The 13320-nt window shown below is 67.2% G+C and carries 6 protein-coding genes; 5 read left to right on the top strand and 1 reads right to left on the bottom strand.

Going from position 1 to position 13320, the window contains the following annotated elements:
* Positions 1 to 97: 97 nt before the first annotated feature.
* A complete protein-coding gene (locus tag AC5P88_RS16510; protein WP_106549658.1) occupies positions 98 to 562 on the top strand; it encodes a GNAT family N-acetyltransferase in 465 nt (154 codons plus the stop codon).
* A 118-nt stretch (positions 563 to 680) separates the two neighbouring features.
* A complete protein-coding gene (locus AC5P88_RS16505; protein WP_106549659.1) occupies positions 681 to 1574 on the top strand; it encodes an AraC family transcriptional regulator in 894 nt (297 codons plus the stop codon).
* Here the strand turns inward: AC5P88_RS16505 and AC5P88_RS16500 are convergent.
* Positions 1522 to 2352, bottom strand: a complete 831-nt coding sequence (locus AC5P88_RS16500; protein WP_495225547.1) for a universal stress protein — start codon at positions 2350 to 2352, stop codon at positions 1522 to 1524. The two genes, AC5P88_RS16505 and AC5P88_RS16500, sit on opposite strands and share 53 nt — an antisense overlap.
* Before the next feature lie 170 nt (positions 2353 to 2522).
* Here AC5P88_RS16500 and AC5P88_RS16495 point away from each other — a divergent pair, with 170 nt between their 5' ends.
* The 3 genes from AC5P88_RS16495 (at position 2523) to AC5P88_RS16485 (ending at position 13316) form a co-directional block, all read left to right on the top strand.
* A complete protein-coding gene (locus tag AC5P88_RS16495; protein WP_106549661.1) occupies positions 2523 to 3089 on the top strand; it encodes a TetR/AcrR family transcriptional regulator in 567 nt (188 codons plus the stop codon).
* A 466-nt stretch (positions 3090 to 3555) separates the two neighbouring features.
* Positions 3556 to 9630, top strand: coding sequence for a CshA/CshB family fibrillar adhesin-related protein (locus tag AC5P88_RS16490; RefSeq protein WP_495225546.1), 6075 nt, complete (start codon positions 3556 to 3558; stop codon positions 9628 to 9630).
* On the top strand, positions 9627 to 13316 hold the full coding sequence (locus tag AC5P88_RS16485; protein ID WP_495225545.1) for a TonB-dependent receptor: 3690 nt from the start codon (positions 9627 to 9629) through the stop codon (positions 13314 to 13316). The genes AC5P88_RS16490 and AC5P88_RS16485 overlap by 4 nt, the downstream gene beginning before the upstream one ends.
* The last annotated feature ends 4 nt before the right edge of the window (positions 13317 to 13320 follow it).

The following is a 13320-nucleotide window of genomic DNA, read 5'->3' as shown; positions in this document are numbered from 1 at the left end:
TTTATTGTCCTAGGACAAATCTCAAGGGCTGTCGCGCAGCGTGACGGCACCGGCCGGGTCGCTCACAATCAGCAGACCAGACCACACTGGCATCCTCATGCCCGCTCAGTTGCAACCGGTTCAACCTCCGCACTACCCGTGTATCGCTGGCTGGCTCGATTCGGTTGCAGCGACGCAACGCTGGGCTGGCCCAGGCGTTGCGTTTCCTCTGCCGCCCGAAGCGTTCGCGCAGGCGCTTGAACTGGCCGAACGCCCGGGTTGGGTGCTGCTGGACGGGGAGGGCGCGTGCATGGGGTTCGGCCAGTACTGGTTGACCGCGCCCGGCACCGCCCACCTGGGCCGCATCATTGTTTCGCCGCAGGCGCGAGGGCGCGGCCTGGGGCGGGTGCTGATGCAGTTGTTGGGTGCCGAGGCCCTGCGGTCGCCGGGGGTGCAGCGCCTGACCCTGCGTGTCTATCGTGACAACCTCGCGGCGGTGTCCCTCTACCGTGATCTCGGCTTCCAGCCGGTGGAACACGCTTCGACGCCGGAGCTGCTGTTCATGCAGCGCAGCGGGGTCTGATCCAGCCCCAGCGTCGGCTACTGGGGGTGGGGGACGGTATCTTGATCATTTCGGTACTTTTCACAAGTCTGGCACCGGGCCCGATATGCTGGGCCCCGGAATCCAGCCGGATCGGCCCATGGACCGCATTCCCCAGCTTCTGGAACAGGACGAATCCATGCGCCTGGAGGTCAGCACGCTGGCTGAAGGCTTGGGTGTTCCACTGTCGTTCGGGCACGCGTACCTGGCGGTGCTGGTGTGCGTGTCCGGGCGTGCGCGTTTTGCACTGAACTTCCGCGAGGTGGCGGTGCAGCGGCACGACATGCTGGTGCTGACCGAGGGTACGCTGGCGCTGCTGCGGCAGCGCTCGCGCGGTTTCCTGGCGGTGGTCTGCCTGATGCCGAAGGCGTTGGCCTCGGAGGTCGCCTATGTGCTGCCCAATGCATTGTTCAAATTCCTGCACGAGCATCCCCATTGCGTGCCGTCACCGCTGGAGGTGCCGCTGCTGCAGGGTTGGCTTCAGCAGTTGATGGATGCCCAGCACAACGGTGGCCGCCATCGGCACGTGATGCTGCGCAATCTGCTGCAGACCTTTTTCCTGAAGTTCGCCACGCTGCTCCCGGCACGCTACGAGGCCGCGCCGCAGGTTGGCCGGCGCGAGCGCCTGGCCTGGAACTTCTGGGAGCTGGTCGGCCAGCGCAGTATGCGCCAGCGCGACGTGCAGTCCTATGCCGAGGCGCTGTGCATCACCCCGTTCTATCTCTCGCAGTTGACCCGGGAATGCTTCGATGAAACGCCGAAGGCGTTGATCGACCGCCAGGTGGTGCTGGAGATCAAGGCACTGCTGAGCTACAGCGAACTACCGATCGGAGGCATCGCCGAACGCCTGTGTTTCGAGGATGCGTCCTACCTGTGCCGCTATTTCCGGCGGCATACCGGACAGTCGCTGACCGGCTACCGCCGCGCCGGGCAGGGCGGCACTAGTGCGATACGAACAGCGGCGCAGGAACTTCGGCCAGCAGATCCTCGGTGACGCCGCCGAGCACGCGTTCGACCACGCGGCTGCGGCTGTAGGGCCCAAGCACCAGCAGATCGGCTTCGGCATCGAGTACATGCTGGCGGATGGTGGCGGCAACGCCGCCCTGGCTGGAGCTGATCGCCTGGATTTCGACCTCGACACCGTGCCGCGCCAGATGCTGGGCCATTTCGGCACCGGGTGCGGCTTCAACCTTGGGCGTGTCGACCATCAGCAGGTGCACGGCCTGCGCCCGGGCCAGCAGAGGCAGGGCATCTGCCACGGCACGGCGGGCCTGTTTGCTGGCATTCCAGGCCACCACGATACGCCGGCCGACCTGCTCGCCCTTCCAGTGCGGCGGCACCAGCAGCATCGGTACCCCGGTCTGGCGCAGTGTGCCCAGCGGATGCCAGCCGGAAGGAGCGCCGGGCGTATGCGGATAGCCGGCGACGATCAGGTCACAGTACAGCGACTGCAGGGCCAGATCGGCGCCGCCCAGATAGTCCGAGACGATGCGCAGTTCGGTGCTGATCTGCAGCGGTTCGGCGGCGTCGCGCAGGTTCTGCATCAACTGCGCGGTGCAGGCGGCGTCAGCGCGGGCTTCATGGTCGAGTGCGGCGGCGATGCCCGCACCACGCGCGAAACCGTTGGCGATGTCGGTGGGATGCTGGGCGGTCGATACCGCGACCAGATGCGCCTGCTGCGCCTGCGCCAGATGCGCGGCAATGTTCAGTACGCGGTCCCCGGTATCGCTGGCGTCGAACAGCACGGCGATGTCGCGTAGCGGATGCAGCATGGCGTTGTCTCCTTCGATGCCTGTGACGCGTTCCCTGCCGTGCACCGACCCGGGTGCACCGGACGCAGGCCTGTTGTAGCGCATTTGTGATTCGAGTGAATCAAATGTGATTCAGTTTATTAATTGATGATTCATGCTAGCGTGGCCGGACCCCGCATCCAGGCCCCTCCATGCGACCTGCCGCTGCCCGCACACGCCGCGACCTGCACCACGCCCTTGCTGCCACCCTGGTCAGCCATCCTCGCTGCACGCTCAGCGAACTGGCGCGCGGGGCAGGCATCAGTCGCGCGACCCTGTACCGGTTCGCGCCAACGCGGGAGGCGATTGACGAGGCCTTGTTCGCGGCGGGATTCGAACGCCTGGAAGCAGCGGCAAGCTCGTTCGATGGCAACGTGGATGCGCAGCAGGTGCTGGAGCAGGTCACGGCGGCGCTGCTGGCCGACTGGGAGTTGGTGACGCTGGTGTTCGCGCGGATGATGGAAGAGCAGCAGCGCCAGGGTGACCTGCATCTGCTGCCGGAGCGCTGGGCCCCGATCGGTGAACGTTTCGAGGCGTTTTTCCTGCGCGGCCAGCGAGTGGGTGAGTTCAACGTGGAGTTCACCGCGGTGTGGTTGGCCGACTTCTACTGGACCTGCTTCTACGGCATCACCTGGTCGCTTGCGCGCGGCCGCCTGGCTCCGGCAATGGCCGCATCCACGCTGTTGGCCTCGTTCCGGCATGGGGCGATGAAGGGCTGATCGTGGCGCCCATGGCGCATTTCGTGCCGACAAAACGTGTGGAAATCTGCGCCGAATTCGCGTGACGTCTTGCCGGAAAGGGCGTTCGCGCTGCCGGAATCGTGCACGGTGCGGCACTTCCGGATTGCTACAACTGTGGTCGTCGAACAACGCCGGAATCGGCAAAGCTAAATGAGACGTTCATCACACTTTTGTTGCGGTGCGGTATCGTAGTCACTGAACTTCATACCTGACCAACGAGGTCCAGGGACGGTTGTAGTGGCCATCGAGCCGGCAGAACGTGCTTCGCGCGCGTTGCGTGGCTGATGAGTTCGTCCCAGGCGACCTACTGAACAGCGGCCTCTGCGGGCCGCCCGGGGAAATCACCATGTGGCAGTCGACGACGTCGCGCATTCGCGCGGGCGGTGGATGCGTTCATCCCAAGAAAAACACCCGATGCGTGCGGCCCGGCCGCTGGATCGCGCTTGTGCTGATCCTGCTGCTGTCGATGGTGGCGCCATCGCTGGCCTGGGCAGCCGCCTACGCCACCGGTGGCAGCAGCCCGTATCGCAATACGGTGTTGTGGTTGACCTGGGGGGGCGGTGCCAACGGTGTCGACAACGTCGTGCTCAATGATGGGGCGCTGTCGTCCATCGACATGCCGATTGCCGCGGGCATCAACCTGCGCGTCGATTGCCGCTTGAACACGGCCGAGACCGGCGTGCTGCGCAGCTATCGGCCGGGCAACTTCGGCGGTGACAGCCTTGACGATCTGTACAACATCGGCGGCACTGGCACCAGCAACCAGCTGATTGCCGGCATCGCACGTGCGGGCGGCACCTCCAGTTTCAACATCACCTGTACGTCGACCCTGGGGGGCGCGCCCTACCGCCTGCGCGGCGTGGTGATGGCCGACGCCGAATCGATCAACAACAGCGGCGAGTTCGTCGAAGCCAGCGCGCAGGGCACCTGGAACGTGGTGGAGGTTCGCAAGAACCTGGCCAATGCCACGCCCTATCTGGTGAACAAGTCGACCAGCGGCGTCAACCAGGTGATCCGCTTCGGCCCCGGCAACGACGACAACACGGCGGCCGTTACCTTCCTCAGTTTCGACAATGCCGCACACGCGCCGGGCAACCTGGCGGTGAACATGGGCTTCTCGATGCGCGGCGGCGGCACCACCGCCATCGCCATCGGCCTGCTGGTGCCGTATGCCGACTTTGGTGACGCACCGCAGAGCTACGGTGATGCGATGCATGTGGTGGACGATCTGCAGTTCCGTTCCGATGGCATTCCGCAGGGCGCCAGCAACTTCAACATCAACACCGCCGGTTACACGCCGGGTGGCCTGGCACCACCGTTGACCGATTTCCTCGGCAGCCTGGGCCCGGATACCGAACAGAAGAGCAGCTACAGCGCGGATGCGCTGGGCGACGACAACTTCCCGCAGGCGGGTAGCCGTGAGGAAGACGCGTGGCCGACCAGCTATCGGTTGACGGTGATGCAGGCCGGCACGCTGATCACCCAGGCGGTGGCCTGCGTGGGCAATGGCAGCGTCGCTGGCTGGATCGACTTCAACCGCAACGGCCAGTTCGATGCCAACGAACGCAGCACCACCGCGCTGTGCAGTGGTGGTCAGGCCAACCTGGGTTGGACCGTGCCGACGTCGGTCAGCGCGGGTACCAGTTACGTGCGCCTGCGCTATGCGACCAATGCCACACAGATACAGAGCCCGACCGGCGTGGCCGATGACGGCGAGGTGGAAGACCACCGCATCACCATCACCGCTCCGTCGCTGAAGGTGGTCAAGGGCAACAACGCCACTGGTGGCATCTGGAACTACGGGCAGGCCGGCACCCAGTACACGCTGACGGTGAGCAATACCAGCGATGTCCCCACCGGCAATCCACCGAATGTGCCGGCGGGCGCGATCATCGTGCGCGACCAGCTGCCGGCCGGGATCGTGCCGAACTGGACGGGTGCCCATGTGAGCGGCAGCTGGAGCTGTATGGCCAGTGGCCAGGACGTCACCTGCACCAGCAGCCAGGTGCTGGCCGCAGCCGGCAATCCCGGCTCCAGCTCGGCGTTCACGCTGCCGGTGACGGTCACCGCGGTTGCTAACGGCGTGCTGACCAACCATGCCAGCGTGGGCGGCGGCTACGATCCCTTCAACAACGGCAATCCGCCGGTCCCCGGCAGCAGCTGCACCGACGTTGATCACTGCACGCGCAGCGACGTGACCGTGCCGGTGACGCGGGTGGGCTACGCCAAGCGTTCGAACACCACCGGCCCGGTCGCGGTAGGCGCGACCGTGAGCTACACGGTGGATGTCACCGTGGCCGACGGCAACACCCGCGATGTGCTGACCCTGACCGACACCCTGGGCACCGGCCTGGATTTCGCCAGCGTCAGCAGCCCCGGTGCGTTTACCTGCAACGCGGCCAACCCGCTGGTGTGCACGCTGCCGGCAGGCACGGCGCCGGGCACCTACAGCCTGAGCTACACGGCCACGGTCAATGCGCAGGCCAGTGGCCAGGTGGTCAACACCGTGGTCGGAACGGGTACTGACACGCCCACCTGCAGCAGCAACTGCACCACCACCACGCCGGTGGCGGCGCCACGCATCTCGGTATCCAAGGCCAGCGGCACCGCCGGCCCGGTCGCCATCGGCGACAGTGTTGCCTACACCGTGACGGTGCTGGTGGCCGACGCGCGCACCACGGCGGTGACCACGCTGACCGACACGCTGGGTACCGGCCTGGACTTCGGCAGCGTCACCAGCGCAGGCAGCTTCAGCTGCACGCCAGGCAATCCACTGGTCTGCACGCTGCCGGCCGGCACCGTGCCGGGCAGCTATGCGTTCTCCTACACCGGCGTGGTCAACGCGCAGGCCAGCGGCCAGGTGCGCAACGCCGTCGTACCCAGCGGTACCGACAATCCTTCCTGCGTGGGTGCGTGTGATACCACCACACCGATGGCTGCCGCGCAGGTGGTCTATGCCAAGCAGGCCTCCACCGGTGGACCGGTACGGGTGGGTGACCGCATCGACTACACCCTGACTGCAACCGTGACGCGCGCGCGCACCAGTGCCGTGGTCACCCTGACCGATACGCTGGGCAATGGCCTCGATTTCGCTGGCGTCAGCAGCGCAGGCATCTTCACCTGCAACGCCGCCAATCCGCTGGTGTGCACGCTGCCGGCGGGCACCGTGCCCGGCACCTACAGCCTCACCTATGGCGCCACCGTCAACGCACAGGCCAGCGGCAGCGTGCGCAATGCCGTGCTTGGTAGCGGCACCGACAACCCGTCGTGCAGCGTGAACTGTGACACCACCACCCCGGTGGCGACACCGGGCGTGAGCTACGCCAAGTCGGTGAACAGCACCGGTCCGGTTTCAGTGGGCGATCGCCTGACCTACACCCTGACCACGGTAGTGACCAACTCGCGCACCACCGATGTGGTGACCCTGACCGATACGCTGGGCACCGGCCTCGACTTCGGCGCGGTGGCCAGCGCGGGCGCCTACACCTGCAATGCCGCCAATCCGCTGGTGTGCACCTTGCCGGCGGGAACCGCGCCGGGCAGCTACAGCCTGACCTACACGGCGGTGGTGAACGCGCAGGCCACCGCCCAGGTCACCAATGCCGTGCTCGGCAGCGGTGGCGACAACCCTTCGTGTACCGCCAACTGCGGTACCAGCACGCCGGTGACCGGCAGTGCGATCGACTACCGCAAGACCTCGGCCGCGGCGGGCTCGGTGAAGGTGGGTGACGGCATCGCCTACACACTGACCGCGGTGGTCAGCAACTCGCGCACCACGGCGGTGTTCACCCTGACCGACACGATGGGGCCCGGCCTGGACTTCGGTGCGGTGACCGCCAGCCAGGGCTTCAGCTGCAATGCCGCCAATCCGCTGGTGTGCACGCTGCCGGCTGGTACGGTGCCGGGCACCTACACGGTGGACTACACCGCGCGGGTGAACGCGCAGGCCAAGGGCAGCGTCAGCAACGCAGTGCTCGGCAGTGGTACCGGCATCAACACGTGCACCAGCAACTGTGGCACCACCACGCCCGTGCTGTCGGCGGTGGTGACCTACCGCAAGCAGTCGAGCACCGTTGCTCCGGTTGCCGTGGGCGATGCGGTGGACTACAGCGTGGAAGTGACGGTCGCCAACTCGCAGACCCTCGATACGCTGACCCTGACCGATACCCTGGGCACGGGCCTGGACCTGCAGTCGGTCACCCAGCCCGGGCCGTTCTCCTGCAGCGCCAGCAATCCACTGGTCTGCACGCTGCCGGCCGGCACGGCGCCGGGCACCTACACGCTGGGCTACCGCGCGCTGGTCAATGCCCAGGCCAGTGGCAGCGTGCGCAATGCCGTACTCGGTACCGGCGGTGACACGCCCACCTGCAGCGGCGACTGCAGCACCGAACACTCTTTGGCCGAACCGCGCGTGGTGCTGGAGAAACAGTCCGGACCTGCCAGTGGCACCGAAGTGCGACCGGGCGACCGCCTGCGCTACACGCTGGTGGCCACGGTCGAGCGCGCTGCGCTGCGTCGTCCGCTGCAGCTGGTGGATACGCCCGATGCCGGCTTGAGCATCGAGGGCCTGCCGGCCGGATGCGTCCAGCAGGGGCCGGACATCGTCTGCACGGTGCCGACGGGTACCGCTATCGGTCGCCACGAATTCGTCTACGAGGCCGTGGTCAACCAGGAGGCCCGCACCGAAGTGCTGAACCGTCTGCGAGGCCAGTATCCGGACGGTTCGCCGCCGCCGGACTGCACGACCTGCGAGACGCGCCACAAGGTGGTGTCCGATTTCGCCCTGCGCATCACCAAGACCGCCAGCCCGCGCCGGGTGAAGGTGGGCGACCTGGTGCGCTACCAGCTGGTGGTCGAGAACGTGGGCGGCAGCCATTGGCGCAACGGCGTGGTGGTCGATACGCCGCCGCCGGGCTTCAGCTATGTCGATGGTTCGATGCGCGTGGCTGACGATGACGGTGCGTTCGCGCTGGCCAGCAGCCAGTCGCCGTTGCGCATCGGTGCGGTGGACATCGCGGTGGGTCGCAGCGCGACCATCACCTACCTGTTGCGGGTGGGCGCCGGCGTGCGCGCGGGCAACCACGTCAACCAGGCCGTTGCCACCGCCGACGATGGCATGCCGCTGTCGAACATCGCCACTGCCGAGGTGGCGATGGATGCCGATCCGCTGCTGGAAGACAGCCTGGTATTCGGCACTGTGTTTGATGATCGTGACGGCGACGGCTGGCAGGACAGTGCGGAGCTGAGCGGCGTTCGCGTGCAGGGTGGCTTCGCCGCTTCGGCCTACGTCCCAGGCTCGACCACGCTGGATCGCGGCGATGGCCCGCAACCGCTGGCCGATGCCAGTGCACCGCTGCTGCACGGTGTTCAAATTGGCGTGGTGCATGGCCGCGCGTCCACGTCCGACACCGCCGAGGCGCATCAGGTGGTACTGCGCCAGCGCCTGCGCGAGCTGTCCTTCAGCGATGACTTCGTGCTGGAAAGCGCGCAGGGCCACCGCCTGCGGATGGACGCGCAGGGCGCCACGCGCGTGGAGCGCAGCGGTGAGGCCGGCAAGGGCTTGACTGCGGCCGAGCCGAGCGTGCGCCGCGAGATCGCCCGTGTCGCCGAGGGCTACGAAGTGGCCTACGTGATCGGCAACGAAGGCATCCAGGAGCAGGGCATCCCCGGTGTGCGCCTGGCCACGGTGGAAGGCCTGCTGGTCGAGACCGATCCGTTCGGGCGCTACCACCTGGCTGAGGTGCACGGTGGTGACGCGCGCCTGGGCCGCAACTTCATCATCAAGCTGGACCCGGCCACGCTGCCGGCCGGTGCCGAACTGACCACCGAGAATCCGCTGCTGCGGCGGGTGACGCAGGGCGTACCGACCCGCTTCAGCTTCGGCGTGCGGCTGCCGCCGTCGCCGCAGGCTGCCGCTGAGCGCATGGAGATCGCGTTGGGTGAGGTGCTGTTCGCGCCGGGCAGCAGCGAGCTGCAGTCCAGCTATCGCCCGGTGCTGAAGAAGATGGCCGAGGTGGTGGACCGTTACCAGGGTGGCGACGTCGTGATCGCTGCCAATGGCGAGAGCCAGGCACTGGCCTTTGCCCGCGCCGCAGCGGTACGCGATGCACTGCAGGCCGAAGTGGCAGAGAGCGCACGCGCCGGCCTGACCGTGCAGCTGCGCACCGATGCGCGCGATCCCCACTCGCTGCTGGCCGGTGTGGATGCCGGTGGCGCGCTGCTGGGCAACGTGCTGTTCGACACCGACAAGGCCACCGTACGTGACGAGTTCAAGCCGCTGCTGGCCGCCATCGCCGCGCGCCTGGAAAAGCTGGGCGGTGGCCAGGTGAGCCTGGTCGGCCACACCGATGTGCGCGGCAGTCATGCCTACAACCAGGCACTGGGCCTGCGCCGTGCCAACGCCGTGTTCGAGGCGCTGCGCAGCCAGCTCAGCCCCGCCGTGCAGCAGCGCCTGCGCGTTCGCAACGAGGAGAGCGCCGCCACCCGTGCGGCTGCCCGCCAACAGGAGGCACGCCGATGAGCGCGCATCACTCTGCCGCCCGCCGTGCGGCCCGCCTGCCGCGCGCTGCGCTGTATCAGGCCCTGCTGCTCGGCCTGGCCGGCGCCGCCCAGGCCACGCCGCCCGCCGCCGAGCCGGCGCCGATCCGTTGTGACGGCACCCAGTGCAATGCCGACGGCGAACTGTTGTTCAGCCTGCGCTCGCGCAGCTACGACGAACCGGTGACCGAGGGCACCTCGACGCGTTCCAGTTCGCAGGCCCTGCAACCGGACCGCCGGGTCAGCCTGGCGATCGATGAGCCGGGCAAGGCCACGGTGCGCGGTGAGTTCATGATCCGCCTGCCGGAAGGCGGCGCGATCTGGGCCACCGAAGATCCGGCGATGGGCCAGCCGGAACTGTCGGTGTCCGCACCGGGCATGGTCGCCTTCGACGAAGGCCGCATCGTGCGGCCGGTCGAGTTCTACGTGCGTGGCAACTACACCGCCTTCATCCAGCGCCTGGAAGTCAGCGTCTACCGCGGCAGCGACACGGATCGTGTGGCGGCATTGGCGACGTTCGAACTGCCGGTGGCCGCGGTTGCCCAGGGCGTGTGGGATGGCGCACTGCCGGCCTCGACGCCGCTGCGCCGGGGTGACCGCCTAGTCTATGTGCTGCGCGCCTTCGATGCAGAAGGCAATGTCGATGAAACCACCGCGCAGTCGATGCAGTTGGTGACGCCGGCGGAGTTCGAGCGTGGCAACCAGCAGTTGCGTGACGCGCTGGAAGACCGGCGCGGTACCTCGGTGGATGCCAGCCAGGCCGCCTCGCTGTCGCTGTTGCAGCAGGTGTTCGATGGCAATGGCCTGCGCCAGCAGAACATCCCGGTGTACGGCTCGCGGGTGCGCCTGCGTGGCCGTGACCTGCCCTTGGGGGCGTCGCTGAAGATCAACGGCGACAGCTACCCGCTGGACCAGGACCGCAAGTTCGCCGCCGAGTACCTGATGCCGATCGGTCACCATGCCTTCGACGTCCGCGTGGAGCGGCCGGATGCACAGGCGATCGCGCGCACGCTGGAAGTCGATGTCAGCGGCCAGTACCTGTTCGGGGTCGGCCTGGCCGATATCACCGTGTACCAGAACAAGGCCAGCGGAGCAGGGCAGGACCTCGCCCGGGGCGAGCGCAATGATGACGTGCTCAGCGATGGACGCCTGGCGTTCTACCTGAAGGCCAAGACCCGTGGCCGCTATCTGCTGACCGCGCAGGCCGATACCCAGAACCGTCCGCTGGACGAGCTGTTCACGGGCTTCACCAACGCCGATCCGCGCGACCTGTTCCGCAGCCTGGATCCGGACCTGTACTACCCGACCTATGGCGACGACTCGCTGACCCAGCGCGATGTCGACAGCATGGGCCGCTTCTACCTGCGCATGGACTGGGACAAGAACCAGGCGCTGTGGGGCAACTACAACACCGGCCTGACCGGCACCGAGTATGCGCAGTACGTGCGTTCGCTGTACGGTGCGGCGTTGTCGTGGCGTTCGCGCGGTGCCAATGCCTGGGGCGATGCGCGCAGCGAGCTGCGCCTGTTCGGCTCACAGGCCGAGACCGCGCCGGGCCACAGCGAGTTCATCGGTACCGGCGGCAGCCTGTACTACCTGCGCCACGCCAGCATCCTCAGTGGCTCGGACCAGGTGGTGCTGGAAATCCGTGACCGCACCACCGGCCGTGTGGAGCAGCGTGTGCCGATGGTGCGCGGTGCCGACTACGAGATCGACGCCCTGCAGGGGCGCATCCTGCTGACCCGGCCGCTGGCCCAGGTCAGCCGCGAGAACCTGCGCCGGATCAGCCGCGACGTACCGCTGGACGGCTATGAGCAGCGCCTGATCGTCGACTACGAATGGGTGCCGACCGGCTTCGACAGCGATGACATCACCGCTGGCGTGCGTGGCAAGCACTGGTTTGGCGATCACGTTGCCGTGGGCGCCACCTACGTGGACGAGCAGCGCTCAGGCCAGGACTATTCGCTGAAGGGCGCGGACCTGACCCTGCAGGCCGGCCGTGGCACCTACCTGAAGGTCGAGCACAGCCGCAGCGAGGCGACCAGTGCGCCGGTGTTCTTCTCCGACAACGGCGGCCTCAGCTTCAGTCGCCTCAACCCGGAGGGGCCGCGCGAAGGCGAGGCGACCGCCGTGGAAGCGCGCATCAACCTGCGTGAGCTGGGCTGGACCCAGCGCGACTGGAGCGCTGGTGCCTGGTGGCGCCAGGTGGACGGCGGCTATTCGGTGGGTCGCTTCGACACCGGCCAGCGGGTGCGCGAGCAGGGCGCCGAGCTGCTGGGCTACGTGACCGACGACTTCAGCCTGTATGCGCGCTACAGCGAGGCCCGCCGCGGCAATGAGTCGTTGATCCAGGCGCAGGCCACCGCCGAATGGCGGATCGGCGAGAACGACCGCCTGTCGGCTGAGCTGCGTCGCGTGCAGGAAGACCGCGGTGCGGGCGGCAACGTGGCCGGTGTGCTGGCTGCGGCGCGCTACACACACCGCATCGGTACGTCGCTGGATGTGTACGGCGGCGGCCAGCTGACCGTCGACGATGACCATGGCCGCTATGCCGACAACGACGCGGTGGTGGCCGGTGGCACCTGGACCTTCGCCAACCTCTCCACCCTCGGTGCGGAAGTCTCGGACGGCGACCGTGGCACCGCCGCGCAGGTCAACGCCGAGTACCGGTTGACCCCGCAGCACAGCTTCTACGGTGCATTCACCCAGTCCACCGACCGCAGCGAGTACGACCCGCTGTTCAGCCCGAACGCACAGGATGGCTGGACCCTGGGCCAGCGCTGGCGCCTGTCTGATCAGGTCAATGTGTTCAATGAAAGCCAGTTCCTGAAATCCGGGCAGGAGTCTGGCCTGGCACACACCTTCGGCATGGACTTCTATCCGGCAGTGGGGTGGAACGCGGGCTTCACGCTGAGCAACGGCAAGCTTGATGCCAGCAGTGGCCAGGTGGATCGCAAGGCGGTCAGCCTGTCCGGTGGCCGCACCGCGCCGGGCACCGAGTGGCAGAGCAAGCTGGAATGGCGTCGCGATACCGGTGCCGAGCGGCGCACGCAGTGGGTCAGCACCAATCGCCTCAGCCACCGCCTCAACGACAGCTGGCGCATCGCGGCGCGTTTCAACTATGCCGACACCGACGATGCGATCAATCCGGTGGCGGGCGCGCGCTTCATCGAAGGCAACCTGGGCTTCGCCTACCGGCCGTGGGACAACGACCGCTGGGCGTTGTTCGGTCGCTACAGCTACCTGTACGACCTGTCGACGATGGGCCAGGTGAACGGCGTGGACTACGATCAGCGCACGCAGATCCTGTCGCTGGAAGGCGTGTACCGCATCGACCAGCGCTGGGAGGTGGCGGCCAAGGCGGCGCGGCGCGAAGGCGAAGTGCGCTATGGACGCGGCACAGGCCCCTGGTTCGACTCGGCCACCAACTTCGCTGCGGGACAGCTGCGCTATGACCTGTATTACCAGTGGCACGGCCTGCTGGAGTACCGCGTTCTGGACGTCCGCGATGGCGGCAGCAGGCAGGGTTGGCTGGCCGGTGTCGACCGCGATATCGGCCGCAACTTCCGCGTGGGTGTGGGCTACAACTTCACCGACTTCAGCGATGACCTGACCAGGTTCGACTACACCCATCGCGGGTGGTACCTGAACCTGGTGGGGCGTTATTGAGGAG

The sequence above is a fragment of the Stenotrophomonas sp. YJH_SMC_8 genome, from assembly GCF_059371315.1.
This window is presented reverse-complemented; position numbering and strand designations above follow the sequence as displayed.

Coding starts and splice junctions, on each gene's coding strand:
- AC5P88_RS16510 (WP_106549658.1), top strand. CDS start 98: ATGCCCGCTCAGTTGCAACCGGTTCAACCTCCGCACTACCCGTGTATC.
- AC5P88_RS16505 (WP_106549659.1), top strand. CDS start 681: ATGGACCGCATTCCCCAGCTTCTGGAACAGGACGAATCCATGCGCCTG.
- AC5P88_RS16500 (WP_495225547.1), bottom strand. CDS start 2,352: ATGCTGCATCCGCTACGCGACATCGCCGTGCTGTTCGACGCCAGCGAT.
- AC5P88_RS16495 (WP_106549661.1), top strand. CDS start 2,523: ATGCGACCTGCCGCTGCCCGCACACGCCGCGACCTGCACCACGCCCTT.
- AC5P88_RS16485 (WP_495225545.1), top strand. CDS start 9,627: ATGAGCGCGCATCACTCTGCCGCCCGCCGTGCGGCCCGCCTGCCGCGC.